Genomic DNA, 19,647 nt, shown 5'->3' with positions numbered 1-19,647 from the left:
CTTCTGCCATTCCATTCAAATTCAGTTCAACCCGCCGCGCCGTGCGCCGCGGGCCGGCATTCCCGCACGCTGAATGCTGCCGGGAATGCCCAGAAAAATAATGTTATCCAAAATCGGGCGGTTCAGCCGCAGCTCCAGCAGATTGTAGCAGCGGGCCGCTTCTCCCGCCGCCAGCCTGCACTGCAGTCTGGCCTGCTCCACAGCCTGTTCCTTGCTCAGGCCGTTTTGCACAAACACATTGTACCGGTGTTTTTCCCGGTCCTCTTCATAGTCCTCTGCCGCGTCCAGCCAATAGAGGATCTTGCCCAGAAACAACCCCAAACGGCGCAGCACCCGTTCCTGATCCGGTGTTTCGGCACAGGCTGCCAGGATCTGGGCCGTCATGTTGCCGGTGGGCTCGGCTGCCTCGTCGTAAAGAGCGGTCTGCTTTTGCTCCACCTGCTGCTGCAGCTCGGTCTGGCGGGCCAGCTCCGCGTCGATCTCCGGATAAAAGGCCGCCGCCCGCTTGTAGGCCCGCCGCAGCAATAAGCTCAGTGTGCGAGCCGCCTGCCGTTTGAAAAAGGTCTCGTCGGCCTCGTCATCCACCAGCTTATACCAGCTGAGCAACACAAGGCCCGCAGCTGCCAGCCGCAGCCCCTGGGTGCCCTTTTGCATACAGCGTTTCTGCAACGGATTAGCAATGCATCGCTCCCGGCAGGGGCTGCCCGTCTCGCCGGAAAGGCCGTCGGCCAGAAGCGCCACCGTAACCAGATCGTAGTTCAGCAGCATCCGAGGCAAAAAGCCGTAATCTGCCTTGAGCTGCTTGCACAGCCCGCAATACATGGCCCGGTAGCTCTCGAACTCTTTCACTTTCATCTCCGGTTTTTCCGGGGTGACATATCCGAACATTCTGCCGTTTCCTTTCCGCGTTTCGTGTGCAGCCTTGGGCAAACACCCGGGCAGTACCGCATCGCTCTTCTCCTTGGAATTATGCGGTATTGCACTAGGTTATCATACAATATTTTATCGCGGTTTACAACGCGGATGCGACTTTTCCCGACAAAGTTCCCAAAAAATTTACAAAGAAAAAGCCCGGACTTCGCCGGGCTTTTGATTCAGATTTGCTGATCCAGTTCGCTGATGCCGCAGAACCGGTAACCGTTTTCCGAAAACCAGTCGATGATATCCGGCAGAGCTTCCACCGTGTTTTTGGTCGCTTTGGTATCGTGCATCAGCACCACACAAGTGGTTTTGCCCTCGGCCTCCTTCACCACGTTTTCGTAGATTGTCTCGGCACTGGGATGACCGCCCGCCGCATCCTCCGCGCAAACGTTCCAGTCCACATACCGGTAGCCTTTTTCCTCTGCCTGCTCCTTCAGGGCTTTCATGATCCCGCTGCCGCCGTATTTATGGCTCACCGTGTTGGTACTGCCGCCGGGAAACCGCAGCCAGTGCACAGTATTCAGGTCCACATAGGGTTCGATGGTCTGGCGCAGCTGCTTGATGTCCGCCCAGAAAGCGGTGGTGCTCTCGTAAATGGTCTTGTAACTGTGGCTGCAGCTGTGAAGGCCGATCTGGTGCCCCTCTTCCGTCATGCGCTGCAGCAGCGGCAGATATTTCTGGTTATTCTCGGCCCCCACCACGAAAAAGGTGGCGCAGACCTGCTTTTCCTTTAAAATATCCAGTACCGATTCCGTGGTGGCGCTGGGGCCGTCGTCAAAGGTCAGGAACACCCGTTTCTCCTGCTCCGTCGTTTCGCTTTGTGTTGCTGCCGCCGGGACCACCGGCACGTTGGTCAGGTCCGCGTTGCTGCACACAGCGCTCTGTCCGGCGGCCCAGAGCATTGCCCCCGCCACCGCCGCGCAGCACACGCCCCACGCAGTCAACCAGAAAATGCGCTTTCGTTTCATGGATGCTTTCATATCCGATCCCCTCGTTTTCCATTGTTGATTTGCCCCGGCAAACCTTTTATACTTATAGCTATGAAGTTCGGGGATGGGTTATCCCCTTTTTTGAAGGAGAAAAATATGGAAATCGCAACCCTTGTGCTGGCCGCTCTGGCCTGTGTATTCAGCCTTCTGGCTCTGCTGCGTCGCCCGCCGCAGAGCGATCTGTCCGGCGAAGACCTGGAAAAGGTACGCCAGGACCTGCTGGCAGAAATTCGTCAGACCCGCCAGGAGCTGAGCGGCCGTGTAATGGCTGGCATGCAGGCAGGCGCCAACCAGACCGAGCAGAAGCTGGAAAGCATTCGCACCACCATGGAGGTCCGGCTGAATTCCATGCAGGCCAGCAACGACCGCCGCCTGAACGAGATGCGCCAGACTGTGGACGAGAAGCTGCAAAAGACTCTGGAGGACAAGCTGCAAAAGAGCTTTGGGCTGGTGAGCCAGCAGCTGGAGATGGTCTACAAGGGGCTGGGCGAGATGCGCACGCTGGCCGCCGGCGTGGGCGATCTGAAAAAGGTTTTAAGCAATGTGAAGACCCGCGGCATTCTGGGCGAAATCCAGCTAGGCGCCATTTTGAACGAAATTCTGGCCCCGGAGCAGTTCGCAGAAAACGTAGCCACAGTGCCCGGCAGCTCCGACCGGGTGGAGTTCGCCCTGCGGCTGCCCGGCGACGGAGATGGTCAGGTATGGCTGCCCATCGACGCAAAGTTCCCTTCGGACGCTTACTCTGCCCTGCTGGCTGCCTACGATCTGGGTGACCGGGCAGCGGTGGAGACGGCCGCCAAGGAACTGGACAAGCGCATCCGCAGTTTCGGCAAAGACATTCACGACAAATACATCGCCCCACCGCACACCACCGATTTCGGCGTGATGTTTCTGCCGGTGGAGGGTCTTTATGCTGAGGTGGTGCGCCGCGGCATTGCTGAACGGTTGCAGCGGGAATTCAAGATCGTGGTGGCCGGCCCCACCACCATGGCAGCGCTGCTGAACAGCCTGCAGATGGGCTTCCGCACCCTGGCCATTCAGAAGCGGTCCAGCGAGGTCTGGAAGGTGCTTGCCAGCGTAAAAGCCGAGTTCGACACTTTTGGTCAGGCGCTGGCCCAGGCGCAGAACCGGCTGAATCAGGCAAGCCACGAACTGGAGAATCTGGTGGGTGTGCGCACCCGGCAGATTCAGCGCAAGCTTCGCCAGGTAACGGAGCTCCCGGCAGACAGCGACGTCGCCGCCATGCTCGGTCAAGGCAGCCTGGAAGAAAATGAAGGTTAAGTATTGACTTTTTGTTTCAAACCTGATAAACTATCTCTTGCGGTCGTAACCGGCCGCAGGATTATGCGAGGGTGGCGGAATCGGCATACGCGCATGTTTGAGGTGCATGTGGTTTTTACCTTGAGGGTTCAAGTCCCTTTCCTCGCACCATAACGAGTGTTCTTACAGTATTTGAAAAGCTGTAAGAACACTCGTTTTTTGTTTTTACAGGTCAAAGAGTAAAGCTTTATAGGAATCGTGCCGTCCTTAGTTCCCCTTCCAGAAAACTCACCCGGAGATAGCAGGCAGATATTCAGCTTCCGCGGTTAGTGGGCATCTTCCTTCTTGTTAAGCAGCCGCGCTTATGCTATATTAAATATTAAGGGAGCCTGTTTAGTTGGTGCTATTGGGCTTGTACTATGCGGTTATCTGTTGGAGCAGATAGCCGCTTTTCTGTATCTGTCGAACCGCTCAAGATGTTCACTTCCGGGAAGCTGTTCAAACTGCGTGCCGGTCATGCCGGTATCCTTTGCGGTTTCCTTGGTGTAAACCCGATTTATTATGTTTTTCATGTTGCCATGAGTCAAATTGATTGCCACAATGCTTATGAGGTGATAGCATGCCCAGAAGTGCCAAATATAGCGAAGCCGAAGCGAAGACTGCAAAACTTGAAAGTAACGCAAAACACCAACGGGAAAAGCTGGACAGAATTGTGATTCAGCCATAAAAGGATATTGGGGCAAAAATAAGAAAATCCGCTCAGTTGTCGGGGCAAAGCTTGCAGGGATACATTTTACAGGCTATCCAAGAGCGTATGGAAAAAGAGGAAACAGAAAAACTGTAGACAATCACGCCGAACCGCCTTTGAACATACGACCGGTGTGAACCTGCCCGAGCCCCATAACCGTCCCCCGCAAATCACTGAGCCGCGGAATTGACACGAATCCCCCCCGAACAGTATGATAAAGCCATAGAATCGACAGAAAGGGCGATGAACGATGGCGAAGCAGCCTTACCGGGGACTGGAGGATTGGATGGCCGACTACACAGGTCACCCGCGGATGAGCGACGAGGAGTGGGCGGAGTACCTGAAGGAATGGCAGGAGGCGGAGGAGTTCGACGAGAAGTACAGCCGCCCCTTCGCGACTCAGTGGAAAGCACAGCGCGGGCTGGGCAGACGAATCAGCATGCAACAACAGATGGAGATGCTCCGGGATTTCGAACAATATCTGAAGGAAAACGGGATAGAACGCCCCTCCTGTAAACGTCACACGAACCCATAAAGCAAACAGATGTTTCCAGGATAGTCCGCGGATAGATCGAACACTGCCAATTTTGTCTGTAAGCCGGTGCACGTTGAACAACGCCCGGCAAGATTACAGGAGCCTATCCCCTTCACGAACAGGAAATTATTCTGGTTGTTCAGCCGGTTCCGTTCAATCATCACAAAATGGCTCAGCAACTGAGTAATACAACCAACTCAGCGGTAAAGTGAGAGTTCTTTCGAGAATTATCCCGGCAGCTCACAAACGATGTTGCGATGCCCATATAATAACCTCACGGTCAACGCTTCCTTTTTCAGCCTGTTTTTCTCCACCGCTCTCCACCCACAGTTTAATGAAGCGGTATTCCACCGGGGCTTGCCCCATGCAAAAAGTTTTCCAAACATGTCCGCCTTTGGCTTTTTTTGAAAAAAGTGCTATACTATAGATAAAGAAATATTGCTCGCTTTGTCTCCAATGGAAAGCCCGGTTGCGGACAAAGTGCATGCGTTTTCCCGCGCTTTGCTGCTGAATGATCAGCGGCAAGGCGCTTTCTTACAGGCAAAAATCACACGGGCTTGAAATGCGAGGTGGAACATGTATCAAATCGGACAATACATTATTTATGGCAACACCGGCGTATGCAAGGTGGAGGGACTGGTGGAAAAGCCGCCGCTTGGGCTTTATTATATTTTAAAGCCCCTGTATGAAAGCGGGACCATCTACACCCCGGCCGAGCATCCCAAGGTTTTTATGCGGCCGGTCATCAGCCGCGACGAGGCGGAGGCGCTGATCGATCAGATCCCCCAGGTCGTTGCGCAGCCGGACCGGACCAAGAACCTGCAGGAGCTGAGGGAGCATTACCGCACCGCCACTTGCAGCCATAACTGCGCCGATTTGACCCGGCTCACCATGTCGATCTATGCCAAGAAAAAGGAGCAGGAACAACGGGGCCGCCGCTTCGGCCAGGTGGACGAACGCTTTATGAAGCAGGCCGAAAGCATCCTGTTCGGGGAGTTCGCGGTGGCGCTCGGCATCCCCAAGGAAGAGGTCCACACCTATATTTCCCGCCGGGTGGAAGGCCTGCGCACCGTCCAAGCATAAGCATTTTGTGCAGCCGCACTTGCATTTTGACCAACGGGTCGATGCAAATGCGGCTCTTTTTCTACTTTTCATAAAACATGTTCATCATTACGCCAGATTTTTGTACAATTGTTTGTTTAATTTATCAATTGAAACAATTGCGCAAAATATTTATACTATAAACTAACAAATCAACCACTGAACAACAGATTTTAGAAGGGGGTGTACGGAATGAGCGAACCTACCGCACGTGAACTGTTGGTTCAGCTGACCCAGGAGGCGGAACGTCTCCGGCTGTTGGATTTGGCAGACCGCTGCCGTTCTTTGGACGAGCTGAAGGACTGCCTGCGCGCCATGCTGAAAGGCGTTGTTTGATTTTACCTTTTTCTTTGCTCTCTATCATCTCTACATAGGGAAAGCCCCGGGCCAATCGGCCCGGGGCTTTCCTGTTTTGATTTTGATTCAATCCGCTGCCTGCATATCTGAGGGCGGCGTTTTTTTCAGGTAACGACAAGCAAATTCCTCCGGCGGAATGGGGCAGCTGTAGAAAAAGCCCTGCCCATATTCACAGCCAATGGAAGAAACGAATTCTTCGTCCTGCTGCACCTCCACGCCTTCGGCCACGGTTGTGATCTGCAGGTCCTTCGCCAGCTTGACCACATTTTTCAGCGCAAGCTTGTTCCTTTCCTTCTTATCCGGTGCGCTTTCCAGCAAAAAGTCCTTGTCGAACTTCACCTCATCCACCTGGATACCCGCCAGCACATTCAGCGAAGAATATCCGCTGCCGAAATCGTCCAGCGAAAGGCGGAAGCCCTTTTCATGCAGCTGGGTCAGCGTTTTGTTCATCTGCTCGATGTTCTCGATGGCCAGACCTTCCAGAATCTCCAACTGGATAAGTCCATTTGGAATCTCATACCGCTGCAGAATCGAGCACAGCCGGTCCACATAATCGGACTGATAAAACAGCAGCCGGGACTGATTCACCGAAATACAGATTGGCTCATAGCCCGCATCCAGCCACTTCCTCAGCTGGCAGCAGGTGCGGTCCACCATATAAAGGTCCAGTCGGGCACAGAATCCGTTTTTCTCAAAGGCGGGGATAAACTCATTGGGATAGACCAGCGTTTCGTCCGGACGAATCCAGCGCACCAGCGCCTCTGCGCCCTCCACCTGGCCGGTCTGCAGCCGCACCTTGGGCTGCAGGAACAGCTGAAATTCCTGCTTGGCCAGCGCGCTCTGCATGCTGCTTTCGATGCTGTTTTGGAAATTCTCCTTCCGGTGCATGGCCCGGTCGTAAAAAGCAAGCACGTTCTGGTATTTTTTCACCGCGTGCTTCTGGGCAAACTCCGCCTTGTGCAGCAGCAGCCGCACCTGATCCTCCGGCGGCGCTGTCTCCTGCACCACCGCCGCACCCGCATACAGGATGATGGGGTAACTCACGTTCAGCTCCTGGGCAATGCTGCCCGCACGGTCCATAATCTGCTCCACCCGGGCACGCACCTGTTTCTCCTCATTGGTATGAAGCAACAGATAAAACTGGTCGGCGCTGGAACGGCAGAAACACTCCTTCTCCCCTACCAGTTCTCTCAACAGAACAGCCAGCTTTTTCAGCACCTGATCTGCCTGCGCCTTGCCCAGGATCTCGTTGATGTACTGGAACTGCCGAATGTTCATGGTAACCAGCGAATACGCGCTGTCTTGCTCCAGCAGATCCTCTGCGCACTGAGCGAATTTTTCAAAGTTGTAGGTGCCGGTCAGCCGGTCGTAAAAGGCCAGCTTCATCAGCTCCTTGTTGCTGCCCCACATGGCCCAGCGCACATACCATAGAAGGCCAAGGCACAAAAGGATAATCATTCCGCTGAGCACATTGGCGGTGATCAGGATGGAATAGATCGGACTTCTGCCGGAATTCACCGTGTCTGCATAGCACAGATACCAGCCATTCATTCCAAAGGGCTGCATGTAGACCTTCTGTTCCTTGCCTTCCAAACGGAAAGTAAAATGGAACGCTTCGTTGTTTGCCATCTGCTGCTGCGCAGACTGAGCAGTCTGCTCATCCACACCGGCCTGACTGAGAAAATTCTCCGTGCCCTGCGGTGCAAGGGGGGTATTCTCCGACGCAGCGATGATCCGGCCGTCCTGCTCCACCCAGACCACATCCAGTTTGTTCTGGGACACCGAAGGCTGGGTGAGGATCTTCTGAAAAGCGCTCAGGTCCTTGGAGGCAGCCACCACACCGGTCACCTGCCCGCTGTCCGACTGCACCGGCGCCGCATACATGATCAGCTGCAAGCCCATCTCTTCGTCATAGTAGACCTGAGAAGCCGTTTTTTTGCCCTGCAGTGCATAATAGAGCAGCTGCTGAACCTCTGGCTCCAGTGCTTCCATGGGAATGTTCTCTTCCAATGTGCCGTCCGCACGGACACGACTCTGCATGCCCTCCTGGGTGTAATAGCCCATACGCAGGAAGGAATTTTCCTGACGGGCAGTCTGCAGATCCACCACAAAGCGGCGGAATTCCTCGCTGGATTTGCCCTGCATAAACTCCGCCAGGATCTGCAGCGCCTCCCGGTCAGTCCCCATCCGGTTGCGCATCTCCAGCCAATATTCATTCATAGAGGTTTGCAGCTGCGTATTGTAGGATTTTCGGTTGGCCTGCTGGATCGATGCGATTCCCATACAGGAAACAACGATCAGTGAAATACCAATCAGCACCGTGGAAAGGGTGATTTGCACAAAACGCTGATGCATCCGGGGCCGCGACGCCCGCTTGGATTGGTTGCTTTGTTTCAGGAGCGCCATCTCCCGCCTCCTTCCCCTACTCTTTTGGCATTATTCTTTCGACTATATTACAATAAAATGCTCTTTTTATTTTACCCCATAAAAGCCGCTTTGTGCAAGATGGCGCCGGGCCTTTTGGCACTGTTAATGTACTGCTTTTCGCAAATTTCTTCGTTTTTCTTTGTTTCGTTTATTATACATCTTTATTATATAAGCAGCTTGTACCCCGTGCAACGTGGCAGCCACAAAAAAGATTCAAAAATTTTAAGTTTTTCTCTTGACAATCCCCGGATTCTTGCTACAATATACTTAAATAATTTTAGTTAAATAATTTTAATTAAAATTATGAAACCATTTTTCGACACATTTCAACACCTGAAAAAATAACCAAGGAAAGCGAGAGTTTATTATGTTTGAGAAAGTACGCGATATCATTGTGGACACCCTGAGCTGCGACGCTGACAAAGTGACCATGGAGGCCAGCCTGGCCGACGATCTGGGCGCTGACAGCCTGGACGCTGTTGAGCTGAACATGGCTCTGGAGGACAACCTGGGCGTTGCCATCTCCGACGAGGAGCTGGCCAACATGAAGACCGTTGGCGACATTGTGAATTACCTGGAGGCCAACGCCTGATTTTTGCGGCATAAGGCAAGGCGCTTTTTACCGGTGCTTTGCATCAGCTCTGGCAGGGCGGTCGGAACGCGGCGATCCGCCGCCTGTTCCGGCCGGCTTCTGCCGGAGCTGATTTTCTTTTTGCGCAAAGGCAGCGCAATGCGCCGCCTTCTCGCGCCCCTATCACGATTTATAAGGAGGTTCCCGGCATGACCTTGGAACAAATCACCAGCCTGCTGAAGGCGTTTGACGAAAGCTCCGCCAGCCGTTTGAAGTACACCTGCGGTGAGGAGCAGATCACTTTGGAAAAAGCAGTCGCCCAGAGCGCCGTTGTCTGCGCGCCGGCCGTGGAGGCTGCCCCTGTTGTTGCTGCCGTCCAGCCCGCAGCTGCGCCCGCCGCCGCTGCTCCTGCTGCCGGGGCCACCATCGACGCGCCTCTGGTAGGCACCTTCTATGTGGCCAGCGCCCCGGGCGAAACACCCTTTGTGCAGCCCGGCGACACCGTGCACAAGGGTCAGACCATCGGCCTGATCGAAGCCATGAAAATGATCAACGAGATCCCCGCTCCCTGCGACTGCGTGATTGAAAGTCTGGTCGCGCAGGACGGCGCTCTGGTGGGCTTTGGCGATCCGCTGTTCCAGATCCGGGAGCTGTGAGCCATGTTCAAACGTATTTTAATCGCCAACCGCGGCGAGATCGCGGTGCGCATCATCCGCGCCTGCCGTGAGCTTGGCATCGAGACCGTGGCGGTGTATTCTACCGCCGACGCCACCGCCCTGCATGTGCAGCTGGCCACCAAGGCCGTGTGCATCGGTCCTGCCAAAGCAGCGCAGAGCTACTTAAACCAGACCGCCATTCTGACCGCAGCGGTGGAAAGCGGCTGTGAGGCCATCCACCCCGGCTACGGTTTCCTTTCGGAAAACGACGAATTCGCGGATCTGTGCGCCCAGTGCGGGCTCAAGTTCATCGGCCCCAGCGGCGATGTGATCCGCAAGATGGGCAACAAGGCTGCCGCCCGTGAGCTGATGATCAAGGCGGGCGTGCCGGTGGTTCCTGGCTCCGACGGCGTGATCGAGAGCGCCGAGGATGCTTTGAAGGTGGCCGAGCGCATCGGTTACCCAGTGCTGCTGAAGGCCAGCGCCGGCGGCGGCGGACGCGGCATGCGCCGGGTGTTCAGCCCGGAGGAGCTGCCTGCCGCTTTTGCCTCCGCCCAGGCGGAGGCCGTGGCCTGCTTCGGCAACGGCGAAATGTATCTGGAAAAGCTGGTTCTTTCCCCCCGGCATATTGAGTTCCAGATCATGGCCGACCAGCAGGGCCATGTGGTTCATCTGGGCGAGCGCGACTGCTCGATCCAGCGCAAGAACCAGAAGCTGATGGAGGAATCCCCCTCCAAGGCGCTTTCCCCCGAACTGCGCCAGGCCATGGGCCGGGATGCGGTAAAGGCCGCCCAGAGCTGCGGCTACGAGGGTGCGGGCACCATTGAGTTCGTGCTGGACCCGGAAGGCAACTACTACTTTATTGAGATGAATACCCGCATTCAGGTGGAGCACCCGGTCACCGAGATGGTCACCGGGCAGGATCTGGTCAAGGAGCAGATTCGTGTGGCCGCCGGGCTGCCGCTCTCCTTCACTCAGGAGGATGTGAAGCTGAATGGCCACGCCATCGAGGTGCGGATCAACGCGGAAGACCCCGCCAAGAACTTCGCCCCCATGCCCGGCAAGACCGAATTCGTGCACTTCCCGGGCGGCTGCGGCGTGCGGGTGGATTCCGCTTTGTACAACGGCTACGAGCTGAGCCCCTTCTACGATTCTATGGTGGCCAAGCTCATCGTACACGCCCCCACCCGCCTGGCTGCCATCCGCCGGATGCGCCGGGTGTTGGAGGAGTTCATTGTGGAGGGCTATCCCACCGGCGCGGAACTGGCCCATCTGATCCTGTATCACCCGGATTATCTGAAGGGCGATTACAACACCTCCTTCATTGAAAACAACCTGGACGAGGTGCTGAACTGGATGGAGAAGGGTGCGCCTCTGGCCGACGAGGAGGAACGCTAAATGCTGAACGAACGATTTTCCGATCGGCGGCAGCGGCTGCTGCGCCTGAAGGTGATGCGGGAGGGCGGACGCCTGCCCTCCTCCAGCCGCATTGACGCGCCGGCCATTTTTGAGCAGTGCCCTGCCTGCGGCGAAGCCGTGAGCAAGCGGCAGTGGGCCGATCAGTTGTACGTCTGCCCCCACTGCGGCCATCACCGGCCCATCGGCGCATACCAGCGGCTGGCCCTCACACTGGATTCCGGCACCTTCCAGGAACTGAACGACGGCATGTGCGCCTCGAATCCCCTGGATTTTGATGGCTACGACGACAAGCTGGAGGGCCTGCGCCGCCGCACCGGACTGTCCGAGGCGGTGGTCACCGCTAAGGGCCGCATCGGCGGCTGGCCCGCTGTTGTGGCCGTAATGGACGGCCGTTTCCTGATGGGCAGCATGGGCGTTGCAGTGGGCGAAAAGGTGGCACTGGCCGCCGACACCGCCCGCAAGGCAAAGCTGCCCCTGGTGATCTTCTGCGCTTCCGGCGGTGCCCGAATGCAGGAGGGCATCCTCTCGCTGATGCAGATGGCCAAGACCGCCGAGGCCATCACCCGCTTCCAGCAGGCAGGCGGGCTGTACATTGCTTGCCTGACCCATCCCACCACCGGCGGCGTGACCGCCAGCTTTGCGTCCCTGGGCGACATCACTCTGGCTGAGCCCAAGGCCCTGATCGGCTTTGCCGGCCCCCGCGTGATCGAGCAAACCATCGGCCAGAAGCTGCCGGAGGGCTTCCAGCGCTCCGAGTATCTGGAGGAGCACGGCTTTATGGATGCGGTGGTTCCCCGCGGTCAGATGAAATCCACACTGATGCAGCTGCTTCGGCTGCACGCCAAAGGAGGTGCCCGCCGTGGCTGAACTGCATACCCCCGCTGAGAAGGTGGCGCTGGCCCGGCATGCGGGCCGCCCCGGTACGGCGGATTATATCAAGGCCCTGTTCACCGATTTCTTTGAGCAGAAGGGCGACCGGCTGTGCGGTGAAGACGCGGGCATTCTGGGCGGCATCGCCATGTTCCACGGACGCCCGGTCACGGTGATCGGCCACCGCAAGGGCCGCAATCTGGAGGAAAACACCCGCTGCAACTTCGGTATGCCCAGCCCGGAAGGCTACCGCAAGGCCCAGCGACTGATGCGCCAGGCGGACAAATTCGGCCGGCCCATCATCACCTTCATCGACACCCCCGGCGCCTACCCCGGTCTGGAGGCCGAGGCACACGGCCAGGGTGAGGCCATTGCCCGCAGCCTGGCCGTGATGAGCGAGCTGAACGTACCTCTGATCGCGGTGGTTACCGGTGAGGGCGGCAGCGGCGGCGCACTGGCGCTGGCCATGGGCAACACGGTGCTGATGCTGGAAAACGCCATCTACTCGGTGCTTTCCCCCGAGGGCTTTGCCAGCATTCTGTGGAAGGATTCCACCCGCAGCGCCGAGGCCTGTGACGTGATGAAGCTCACTGCCCAAGACCTGGAGCAGCTGGGCATCATCGACGGGATCATTCCCGAACCGCCGGAGGGCGCACATGCAAACCCCGCCGCAATGTTTGACGCGGTGGACGCGGCGCTGCAGAAGGCCCTGCGCCAGGCGGACCGCATTTCCGACCCGGCGGCTCACCGGCACAAAAAATTCAGAACCATGGGTTCCGCATTCCTGCAAGAGCCCGGAAAGGACCTTTTCTGATGACGGGACTGGAAATTCTGGGCACCGGGCGCTGCCTGCCGCAGCGCTGTGTGACCAACGACGATATGGCCCGCATGGTGGAAACCAGCGACGAGTGGATCTCCACCCGCACCGGCATCCGCCAGCGGTATTTCTGCGGGGAAGACGAGGGCGTTGTGAGCCTTTCTGCGGGCGCGGCCCGCAAGGCGCTGGAGAAGGCTGGCGTGAGCGCGGATCAGCTGGGTCTGATCCTGACCGCCACCTTCACCCCGGACAGCTTCACCCCCTCGGTGGCCTGCCAGGTCCACGAAGCGCTGGGCTGCACCGCCGCCATCCCCTGCTTTGATCTGAACGCCGCCTGCACCGGCTTCATCTACGCGCTGGAAACCGCCCGCTCCCTTCTGATGGCGGGCAGCGCCGGGGAATATGCCCTGGTCATCGGCGCGGAGTGCATCTCCCGCGTGCTGGACATGGAAGACCGCTCCACCTGCGTGCTGTTCGGCGACGGCGCGGCCGCCGCTGTGGTTCGTCTGGCGGATCTGCCCTACGCCTGCATTCTGGGCGGCCGGGGCGAGGCTGCCGGTCTGCATGCCAACAGCCTGCTGCCCGGCCAGAGCCGATATCTGTTCATGGACGGACGGGCGATCTTCCGCTTTGCGGTGGACATCATCCCCAAGTGCCTGGGTCAGCTGTTCGAGAAGAGCGGCACCAGCCTGGAGCAGGTGGATCATGTTGTCTGCCACCAGGCAAACAGCCGCATCATCGACCATGTGGTGAAAAAGCTGGGCGCTCCGGCGGACAAATTTTACAAGAACATGCATCGCTACGGCAACACCTCCGCTGCCAGCATCCCCCTCGCTTTGGACGAGATGCTGGAATCCGGCGCGATCCGGCCCGGTCAGACCGTGGCCTGTGTGGGCTTTGGCGCGGGGCTGACCTGGGGCGCGGTACTGCTGCGTTTCTAAGCAAAGCCCCTCTGATAAAAAAGGAGTAACAATATGCGTTTGAACGAGATCCTCGGGACCGAATTCCCCTTCATCCAGGGCGGTATGGCCAACATTGCCACCGGCACCTTTGCCGCAGCGGTTTCCAATGCGGGTGCGCTGGGCCTGATCGGTGCGGGCGGCATGACCGCCGACATGCTGCGGGAGCAGATTCACATCTGCCGCAGCCTGACCGACAAGCCCTTCGGCGTTAACATCATGCTGATGAACCCGGACGCTGAGAAGATGGCCCACATCGTGGTGGAGGAAAAGGTTCCCGTTGTGACCACCGGCGCTGGCAACCCCGGCGCTTACGTTCCCATGTGGAAGGAAGCGGGCATCAAGGTGTTCCCCGTTGTGCCTGCTGTTGTGCTGGCCCGCCGCATGGCCGGCCTGGGTGTGGACGGCATCATCGCCGAGGGCACCGAGAGCGGCGGCCATGTGGGCGAGATGACCACCATGGCCCTGGTTCCCCAGGTGGTGGACGCCATGAAGGAGTACAATCTGCCCGTAATCGCCGCCGGCGGTATCGCTGACGGCCGTCAGCTGCTGGCTGCCTTTGCACTGGGCGCCTGCGGCGCGCAGCTGGGCACCTGCCTGCTGGTGAGCGAGGAGTGCCCTGTTCATGAGAACTACAAGAATGCCGTGCTCAAGGCCAAGGACAACGACACCGTGGTCACCGGCCGCATCGCCGGTACCCCCGTGCGCATCCTGAAAAACAAGATGGCTCGCAGCTATGTGGCCCAGGAGAAGGCCGGTGCCGACAAGATGGAGCTGGAGAAGTACACTCTGGGTTCCCTGCGCCGCGCCGTATTCGAGGGTGACACCGACACCGGCAGCCTGATGGCCGGTCAGGTGGCGGGCATGCTGCATGAGATCCGCCCCCTGCGCACCATTTTTGAGGAGCTGAACAACGGCTGCATCGAGCGGCTGCACCAGCTGGAACAGGAGTAAGCTTATGCAGGCTGTAACCATCCGCGGCCGTACGCTGCAGCTGCCCATTTTGCAGGGCGGCATGGGTGTCGGCGTTTCCCTGGGCGGTCTGGCCGGTGCCGTTGCTGCCTGCGGCGGCATGGGCACCATCAGCACCGCGGTGGCCGGTTTCAACGAGCCGGACTTCGACCGCGACCCCAACGGGGCCAACCTGCGTGCTCTGGAAAAGGAAATCAAAAAGGCCAAGGAACTGGCTGGCGGACTGGGCATGGTTGCCATCAATGCAATGGTCGCCACCACCCAGTATGCGGACAGCATCCGTACCGCTATCAAAGCCGGTGTGGATGCGGTGGTCTGCGGTGCAGGCCTGGCAGTGGACCTTCCCGCCATTGCCGGTGACGCGGACGTGGCGCTGGCGCCTATCGTGTCCAGCTCCCGTGCTGCGGCCACCCTGTGCAAGCTGTGGTACAAGCGCTTCGGCGTTCTGCCCGACTTCATGGTGGTGGAGGGCCCCCTGGCGGGCGGACATCTGGGCTTTGAGGAGCAGGATGTGAAAAACGGCTCCGCCCAGTGCCTGGAAACGCTGGTGCCCGCCATCACCGAGCAGCTGCGCCCCTTTGAGGAGCTGGCAGGCCGTCCCATTCCGCTGTTTGCGGCGGGCGGTGTTTACACCGGCGAGGATGCGGCCCGGCTGGAGCAGCTGGGCGCAGCGGGTGTGCAGCTGGCCACCCGGTTCATCGGCACCTACGAGTGCGACGCCTCCCCTGCCTACAAGCAGGCCATGCTGGATGCAAAGCCGGAGGACGTACGCATCGTGCACAGCCCGGTGGGCATGCCCGGTCGGGCGCTGAACAGCCCGCTGATCCAGCGGCTAGCCGCGGGCGAGACTTTTCCGCCCAAACGCTGCGTAAACTGCCTGGTCCCCTGCAAAAAAGCCGATACCATCTACTGCATTGCGAGTGCACTGATTGAAGCGGTGCGCGGCAACTGGCAGGAGGGACTTTTCTTCTGCGGCGCCAACGTGGGCCGCATGACCAAACTGGTTCATGTGCGGGAGCTGATGGATGAGCTTGCCGCCGAATGGAGGAAACAGACACAATGAAACTTGCGATTTTGTATGCCGGTCAGGGCGCTCAGCACGCCGGGATGGGCAAAGACCTTTACGAGAGCGAACCCTTGTTCCGCGCCGCGCTGGACGCCGCGGACGCTTCGGTGGATTTTGATCTGAAGCAGCTGTGCTTTGAGGGCCCGGACGAGACCCTGAGCCAGACCCAGTTCACCCAGCCCTGCATGGTAGCCTTTGCCGCCGGTCTGACCGCCGTGCTGAAGGACAAGGGCATCAAGCCTGCCGCCGTGGCTGGCCTGAGCCTGGGCGAGTATTCCGCCCTGTGCTGCGCCGGTGTGTTCGACGCAGCTACTGCCGTTTCTCTGGCCGCCTTCCGTGGCAAGGCCATGGAGCAGGCTGTGACCGGCCGCCCCTGCGGAATGGCTGCTATTCTGGGTCTGGACCGTGAGGCGCTGAGCGCTGCCTGCGCCCAGGCTGCCCAGGCCACCGGCGGTGTGGTGGAGATCGCCAACTACAACTGCCCCGGCCAGATGGCCATTGCGGGCGACCAGGCCGCTGTGGACGCTGCCTGTGAGGCTGCCAAGGCCGCCGGTGCAAAGCGCTGCGTGCCCCTGAAGGTCTCCGGCCCCTTCCACACCTCGCTGATGGCTCCCGCCGGTGACGCGCTGCGGGAAAAGTTCAAGGAGGTATCCTTCGGCGAGATGAGCTGCCCGGTGTACTTCAACTGCCTGGGCGGCCCCAAAGCCGACAGCGACACCATCCCCGCCCTGCTGGAGAAGCAGGTGCAGTCCAGCGTATACATGGAGGACATCATCCGCCGCATGGCCGAGGACGGCGTGGACGCATTTTTGGAAGTAGGCCCAGGCAAGACGCTGGCCGGCCTTGTGAAGAAGACCGTGAAGGGCGCTGCTGTTCGCTCGGTGGAAACCGCTGAGGATCTGGCCGCTGCCCTCGAATGGCTGAAAGGAGAAACCTGATGGAAGCAAAACAGAGTGCACTGGTAACCGGCGGCAGCCGCGGCATCGGCCGGGCCATCTGCCTGGCCCTGGCCGCACAGGGTGTGAACGTGGCCGTGAACTACGCGGGCAGCGCCGCTGCCGCCGAGGCTGTAGCCGAGGAATGCCGCGCCCTGGGCGTGGAAGCCTTCGCCATTCAGGGCAACGTGGCCTGCGAGGCTGACGCCCAGAACCTGATTGCCCAGACCCTGGAGCGCTTCGGCCGCATCGACGTGCTGGTAAACAACGCAGGCATCACCCGCGACAACCTGATGATGCGCATGAGCGAAGAGGACTTCGACGCGGTACTGAATACCAACCTGAAGGGTGCCTTCCACTGCATGAAGGCCGCCTGCCGCCCCATGATGAAGCAGCGCAGCGGCCGGATCGTGAACGTTTCCAGCATCGTGGGCGTGCGCGGCAACGCGGGTCAGGCCAACTACGCGGCCAGCAAGGCCGGTCTGATCGGCATGAGCAAGAGCCTGGCCAAGGAACTGGCCGCCCGCGGCGTGACCGTGAACTGCGTGGCCCCCGGCTTTATTGAGACCGATATGACAGACGTGCTGCCCCAGGCCGTGAAGGAGAAGCTGCTTGGCGAGATTCCCATGGCCCACCTAGGCAAGCCCGAAGATGTGGCCGCCGCTGTGGCGTTCCTCGCCAGCCCCGCTGCCGGTTATGTGACCGGTCAGGTGCTGTGTGTGGACGGCGGCATGGCCGTTTGAGCCCGGAACGAGAAGGAGGAGAGACAAATGGATAAACGACGCGTTGTAATCACCGGCATGGGCGCGGTGACTCCCCTGGGCCTGACCCTGGAGGAAAGCTGGGCCGCTGTAAAAGCCGACACCTGCGGCATCGGCCCCATCACCCAGTACGATACCACCAACCAGAAGGTAAAGCTGGCGGGCGAGGTCCGCGATTTTAACCCCGAGCAGTACATCGACAAGCGTGAGGTACGCAAGACTGACCGCTTCGTGCAGTTTGCTCTGGCCAGCGCCGCCCAGGCCATGGAGCACAGCGGCCTGGTGATGGAAAACGAGAACAGCCAGCGCTGCGGCGTGGTATTCGCCAGCGGCATCGGTGGTTTCTCCACCATTCAGAACGAGTGCTTGAAGGGTAACGAGAAGGGCTACGACCGCGTAAGCCCCTACTTCATTCCCATGGCCATCTCCAACATGGCGGCGGGCAACATCGCCATCCGCTTTGGCTTCCACGGCATGTGCACCTGCCCGGTGACCGCCTGTGCCTCCGGCACCAACGCGGTGGGCGACGCTTTCCGCCAGATCCGCGACGGCTATGCCGACGTGATCCTGGCCGGCGGCACCGAGGCCACCATCACCTCCCTGGCGGTGGGCGGTTTCACCTCTCTGCATGCCCTGCACACCGGCAGCGATCCCAAGCGCGCTTCCATCCCCTTTGACAAGGAGCGTTCCGGCTTCGTGATGGGCGAGGGCGCGGCTGCTCTGGTGCTGGAGGAGTACGAGCACGCCAAGGCCCGCGGCGCCAACATTCTGGCCGAGGTTGTGGGCTACGGCTGCACCTGCGACGCCCACCACATCACCGCTCCCCTGCCGGACGGCTCCGGCGCGGCGGGCGCCATGACCCAGGCTCTGGCCGACGCGGGCGTGGACGCTTCCAGCGTGGATTATATCAACGCCCACGGCACCTCCACCGCCATGAACGACGCGGGCGAGACCGCTGCCGTGAAGCTGGCCTTCGGTGAGCATGCCCATGAGCTGGCCATCAGCTCCACCAAGTCCATGACCGGCCACCTGCTGGGCGCTTCCGGCGCTGTGGAGGCTGCCTTCACCGCCATGGCCCTGCACGACGGCTTCATCCCCGCCACCCTGGGCTACCAGGTGCCGGACGAGGCCTGCGATCTGGACGTTGTGCCCAATCACGGCCGCGAGGCTGCCATCCGTTACGCCATGTCCAACTCTCTGGGCTTTGGCGGCCACAACGCAAGCATCCTGTTGAAGAAGTGGGAGGAGTAAACCAATGACTTTGAATTCCAATGAGATCATGGAGGTTCTGCCTCATCGCTTTCCCTTCCAGCTGGTGGACCGCATCACCGAATGCGTGCCCGGCCAGATGGCGGTGGGCCGCAAATGCGTGACCGTAAATGAGCAGTTCTTCTGCGGCCACTTCCCCCAGAAGCATGTGATGCCCGGCGTGCTCATCATCGAGGCCCTGGCCCAGGTGGGCGCAGTGGCCATTCTCACCGAGGAGGAGAACAAGGGCAAGATCGTGCTGTTCGGCGGCATCAAGAACGCCCGCTTCAAGCGCCAGGTCGTTCCCGGCGACGTGCTGGAGCTGAAATGTGAGCTGACCGCCCGCCGCGGTCCGGTGGGCTTCGGCAAGGCCGTGGCCACCGTGGACGGCCAGGTTGCCGCCATGGGCGAGTTGACCTTCGCCATCAGTTGATTTAAGCAATATATCTTGCTATAATATTATCACCGCAGCAGGCATACGGTTTTTTACACCGTCCCATGCTCTTTTGCCTGGGCCGCGCAGTCAAGGAGGATCGAACGAATGCTGGAGCAAGCATTTGCAGATGTGTATTCTAAATTCAAATTACATTTCTATCAGAAGGTATTCAGTCGGTTCCAGGCGCGGGAAGCGAGCCTGACCACTGTGGAGACCTTCTGCATGGAGATCATCCAGGCGCTGGGTAAGCCCACCATCAACGAATTTGCCAGCTTTGTGCAGATTTCCCCGCCCAATGCGGCCTACAAGGTCAACAGCCTGATCAAAAAAGGCTACCTGAAAAAGGTGCAGTCGGAAAACGACCGCCGGGAGTATTTTTTGGTGGTAACACAGAAGTACGAGGATTACTACAACATCAGCTACAGCTATTTGTCCACCGTGATGAACCGCATCAAGGACCGGTTCTCCCCTGAGGACGTGGCCAAAATCGAGGAGATGCTCACCATCATCTCGGACGAGCTGATGCCGGAGATTCCTTTGAAGTCGCCCAACGCCAATCATTACGCCCCGAACGCCTGAATCAACTGATTCTCAAGCCC

22 protein-coding genes and 1 tRNA gene are annotated in these 19,647 nt (G+C 59.0%); 19 read left to right on the top strand and 4 right to left on the bottom strand.

The genetic code is table 11. The features are described 5' to 3' along the window. Positions 1-21 precede the first annotated feature (21 nt). Both B5G03_RS12820 and B5G03_RS12815 read right to left on the bottom strand, forming a co-directional pair. Positions 22-888, bottom strand: coding sequence for a DUF5685 family protein (locus B5G03_RS12820; RefSeq protein ID WP_087182082.1), 867 nt, complete (start codon positions 886-888; stop codon positions 22-24). Positions 889-1,094: 206 nt separating this feature from the next. After that, positions 1,095-1,901, bottom strand: a complete 807-nt coding sequence (locus B5G03_RS12815) for a polysaccharide deacetylase family protein (RefSeq protein WP_087182081.1) — start codon at positions 1,899-1,901, stop codon at positions 1,095-1,097. A 105-nt stretch (positions 1,902-2,006) separates the two neighbouring features. Between B5G03_RS12815 and B5G03_RS12810 the strand changes: the two genes are divergently transcribed. The 4 genes from B5G03_RS12810 to B5G03_RS12800 all read left to right on the top strand — a co-directional run bounded on the left by B5G03_RS12810 (position 2,007) and on the right by B5G03_RS12800 (position 4,453). Continuing rightward, a complete protein-coding gene (locus B5G03_RS12810) occupies positions 2,007-3,191 on the top strand; it encodes a DNA recombination protein RmuC (RefSeq protein ID WP_087182080.1) in 1,185 nt (394 codons plus the stop codon). Between the two features lie 65 nt (positions 3,192-3,256). Beyond that, positions 3,257-3,341: transfer RNA gene (locus B5G03_RS12805), tRNA-Leu, on the top strand. A 248-nt stretch (positions 3,342-3,589) separates the two neighbouring features. Continuing rightward, a complete protein-coding gene (locus B5G03_RS17120) occupies positions 3,590-3,886 on the top strand; it encodes a hypothetical protein (protein ID WP_140401694.1) in 297 nt (98 codons plus the stop codon). A gap of 282 nt (positions 3,887-4,168) precedes the next feature. After that, the gene (locus tag B5G03_RS12800) at positions 4,169-4,453 is read left to right on the top strand and encodes a hypothetical protein (protein WP_087182079.1); all 285 of its coding nucleotides are present in this window, start codon (positions 4,169-4,171) and stop codon (positions 4,451-4,453) included. Positions 4,454-4,693: 240 nt separating this feature from the next. Here the strand turns inward: B5G03_RS12800 and B5G03_RS12795 are convergent, their stop codons facing one another. Continuing rightward, positions 4,694-4,978, bottom strand: a complete 285-nt coding sequence (locus B5G03_RS12795; protein WP_140401693.1) for a hypothetical protein — start codon at positions 4,976-4,978, stop codon at positions 4,694-4,696. 51 nt (positions 4,979-5,029) lie between these two features. Between B5G03_RS12795 and B5G03_RS12790 the strand changes: the two genes are divergently transcribed. Together B5G03_RS12790 and B5G03_RS17450 are read left to right on the top strand one after the other, a co-directional pair. Further along, positions 5,030-5,536, top strand: a complete 507-nt coding sequence (locus tag B5G03_RS12790) for a CarD family transcriptional regulator (protein ID WP_087182077.1) — start codon at positions 5,030-5,032, stop codon at positions 5,534-5,536. A gap of 210 nt (positions 5,537-5,746) precedes the next feature. Further along, positions 5,747-5,890 carry a hypothetical protein gene (locus B5G03_RS17450; protein ID WP_156417385.1) on the top strand — a complete coding sequence of 48 codons (144 nt, stop codon included), beginning with the start codon at positions 5,747-5,749 and terminating at the stop codon, positions 5,888-5,890. An 87-nt stretch (positions 5,891-5,977) separates the two neighbouring features. On the opposite strand, the gene B5G03_RS12785 is transcribed toward B5G03_RS17450, so the two are convergent. Continuing rightward, on the bottom strand, positions 5,978-8,317 hold the full coding sequence (locus B5G03_RS12785; protein WP_087182076.1) for a bifunctional diguanylate cyclase/phosphodiesterase: 2,340 nt from the start codon (positions 8,315-8,317) through the stop codon (positions 5,978-5,980). 388 nt (positions 8,318-8,705) lie between these two features. On the opposite strand from B5G03_RS12785, the gene acpP reads away from it, so the two are divergent. The 13 genes from acpP to B5G03_RS12720 all read left to right on the top strand — a co-directional run bounded on the left by acpP (position 8,706) and on the right by B5G03_RS12720 (position 19,627). Next, positions 8,706-8,930, top strand: coding sequence for an acyl carrier protein (acpP, locus tag B5G03_RS12780; RefSeq protein WP_412906082.1), 225 nt, complete (start codon positions 8,706-8,708; stop codon positions 8,928-8,930). Between the two features lie 188 nt (positions 8,931-9,118). Continuing rightward, positions 9,119-9,565 (top strand): acetyl-CoA carboxylase biotin carboxyl carrier protein, encoded by a 447-nt coding sequence (accB, locus tag B5G03_RS12775; RefSeq protein ID WP_087182074.1) that lies wholly within the window; start codon positions 9,119-9,121, stop codon positions 9,563-9,565. 3 nt (positions 9,566-9,568) lie between these two features. Beyond that, positions 9,569-10,963 carry an acetyl-CoA carboxylase biotin carboxylase subunit gene (gene accC, locus B5G03_RS12770; protein WP_087182073.1) on the top strand — a complete coding sequence of 465 codons (1,395 nt, stop codon included), beginning with the start codon at positions 9,569-9,571 and terminating at the stop codon, positions 10,961-10,963. Next, positions 10,964-11,851, top strand: coding sequence for an acetyl-CoA carboxylase, carboxyltransferase subunit beta (gene accD / locus B5G03_RS12765; RefSeq protein ID WP_343286902.1), 888 nt, complete (start codon positions 10,964-10,966; stop codon positions 11,849-11,851). It abuts the gene before it with no gap. Next, complete coding sequence (locus tag B5G03_RS12760; protein WP_481808416.1) at positions 11,835-12,668, top strand: acetyl-CoA carboxylase carboxyltransferase subunit alpha; 834 nt, start codon at positions 11,835-11,837, stop codon at positions 12,666-12,668. Before accD ends, B5G03_RS12760 begins: the two co-directional genes overlap by 17 nt. After that, on the top strand, positions 12,668-13,612 hold the full coding sequence (locus tag B5G03_RS12755) for a beta-ketoacyl-ACP synthase III (RefSeq protein ID WP_087182071.1): 945 nt from the start codon (positions 12,668-12,670) through the stop codon (positions 13,610-13,612). Before B5G03_RS12760 ends, B5G03_RS12755 begins: the two co-directional genes overlap by 1 nt. Positions 13,613-13,645: 33 nt before the next feature. Beyond that, positions 13,646-14,584, top strand: a complete 939-nt coding sequence (locus tag B5G03_RS12750) for a nitronate monooxygenase (protein WP_087182070.1) — start codon at positions 13,646-13,648, stop codon at positions 14,582-14,584. A 4-nt stretch (positions 14,585-14,588) separates the two neighbouring features. After that, entirely contained in the window at positions 14,589-15,665 is a 1,077-nt protein-coding gene (locus B5G03_RS12745; protein WP_087182069.1) for an NAD(P)H-dependent flavin oxidoreductase, read from the top strand. Further along, positions 15,662-16,606 (top strand): ACP S-malonyltransferase, encoded by a 945-nt coding sequence (fabD, locus tag B5G03_RS12740; protein WP_087182068.1) that lies wholly within the window; start codon positions 15,662-15,664, stop codon positions 16,604-16,606. The genes B5G03_RS12745 and fabD overlap by 4 nt, the downstream gene beginning before the upstream one ends. Continuing rightward, complete coding sequence (gene fabG / locus B5G03_RS12735; RefSeq protein ID WP_087182067.1) at positions 16,606-17,346, top strand: 3-oxoacyl-[acyl-carrier-protein] reductase; 741 nt, start codon at positions 16,606-16,608, stop codon at positions 17,344-17,346. The genes fabD and fabG overlap by 1 nt, the downstream gene beginning before the upstream one ends. A gap of 27 nt (positions 17,347-17,373) precedes the next feature. Then, positions 17,374-18,615 (top strand): beta-ketoacyl-ACP synthase II, encoded by a 1,242-nt coding sequence (gene fabF / locus B5G03_RS12730; RefSeq protein WP_087182066.1) that lies wholly within the window; start codon positions 17,374-17,376, stop codon positions 18,613-18,615. Positions 18,616-18,619: 4 nt separating this feature from the next. Further along, on the top strand, positions 18,620-19,045 hold the full coding sequence (gene fabZ / locus B5G03_RS12725) for a 3-hydroxyacyl-ACP dehydratase FabZ (RefSeq protein WP_087182065.1): 426 nt from the start codon (positions 18,620-18,622) through the stop codon (positions 19,043-19,045). Between the two features lie 108 nt (positions 19,046-19,153). Continuing rightward, complete coding sequence (locus B5G03_RS12720; protein WP_087182064.1) at positions 19,154-19,627, top strand: MarR family winged helix-turn-helix transcriptional regulator; 474 nt, start codon at positions 19,154-19,156, stop codon at positions 19,625-19,627. The last annotated feature ends 20 nt before the right edge of the window (positions 19,628-19,647 follow it).

The organism is Gemmiger sp. An50, assembly GCF_002161595.1.
Taxonomy (GTDB): Bacteria; Bacillota; Clostridia; order Oscillospirales; family Ruminococcaceae; genus Allofournierella.
This window is presented reverse-complemented; position numbering and strand designations above follow the sequence as displayed.

Coding starts and splice junctions, on each gene's coding strand:
- B5G03_RS12745 (WP_087182069.1), top strand. CDS start 14,589: ATGCAGGCTGTAACCATCCGCGGCCGTACGCTGCAGCTGCCCATTTTG.
- B5G03_RS12785 (WP_087182076.1), bottom strand. CDS start 8,317: ATGGCGCTCCTGAAACAAAGCAACCAATCCAAGCGGGCGTCGCGGCCC.
- acpP (WP_412906082.1), top strand. CDS start 8,706: ATGTTTGAGAAAGTACGCGATATCATTGTGGACACCCTGAGCTGCGAC.
- fabZ (WP_087182065.1), top strand. CDS start 18,620: ATGACTTTGAATTCCAATGAGATCATGGAGGTTCTGCCTCATCGCTTT.
- accC (WP_087182073.1), top strand. CDS start 9,569: ATGTTCAAACGTATTTTAATCGCCAACCGCGGCGAGATCGCGGTGCGC.
- fabD (WP_087182068.1), top strand. CDS start 15,662: ATGAAACTTGCGATTTTGTATGCCGGTCAGGGCGCTCAGCACGCCGGG.
- B5G03_RS12815 (WP_087182081.1), bottom strand. CDS start 1,901: ATGAAAGCATCCATGAAACGAAAGCGCATTTTCTGGTTGACTGCGTGG.
- B5G03_RS12810 (WP_087182080.1), top strand. CDS start 2,007: ATGGAAATCGCAACCCTTGTGCTGGCCGCTCTGGCCTGTGTATTCAGC.
- B5G03_RS12750 (WP_087182070.1), top strand. CDS start 13,646: ATGCGTTTGAACGAGATCCTCGGGACCGAATTCCCCTTCATCCAGGGC.
- B5G03_RS12755 (WP_087182071.1), top strand. CDS start 12,668: ATGACGGGACTGGAAATTCTGGGCACCGGGCGCTGCCTGCCGCAGCGC.
- accB (WP_087182074.1), top strand. CDS start 9,119: ATGACCTTGGAACAAATCACCAGCCTGCTGAAGGCGTTTGACGAAAGC.
- B5G03_RS12790 (WP_087182077.1), top strand. CDS start 5,030: ATGTATCAAATCGGACAATACATTATTTATGGCAACACCGGCGTATGC.
- accD (WP_343286902.1), top strand. CDS start 10,964: ATGCTGAACGAACGATTTTCCGATCGGCGGCAGCGGCTGCTGCGCCTG.
- B5G03_RS12820 (WP_087182082.1), bottom strand. CDS start 888: ATGTTCGGATATGTCACCCCGGAAAAACCGGAGATGAAAGTGAAAGAG.
- fabF (WP_087182066.1), top strand. CDS start 17,374: ATGGATAAACGACGCGTTGTAATCACCGGCATGGGCGCGGTGACTCCC.
- B5G03_RS12800 (WP_087182079.1), top strand. CDS start 4,169: ATGGCGAAGCAGCCTTACCGGGGACTGGAGGATTGGATGGCCGACTAC.
- fabG (WP_087182067.1), top strand. CDS start 16,606: ATGGAAGCAAAACAGAGTGCACTGGTAACCGGCGGCAGCCGCGGCATC.
- B5G03_RS17450 (WP_156417385.1), top strand. CDS start 5,747: ATGAGCGAACCTACCGCACGTGAACTGTTGGTTCAGCTGACCCAGGAG.
- B5G03_RS17120 (WP_140401694.1), top strand. CDS start 3,590: ATGCGGTTATCTGTTGGAGCAGATAGCCGCTTTTCTGTATCTGTCGAA.
- B5G03_RS12720 (WP_087182064.1), top strand. CDS start 19,154: ATGCTGGAGCAAGCATTTGCAGATGTGTATTCTAAATTCAAATTACAT.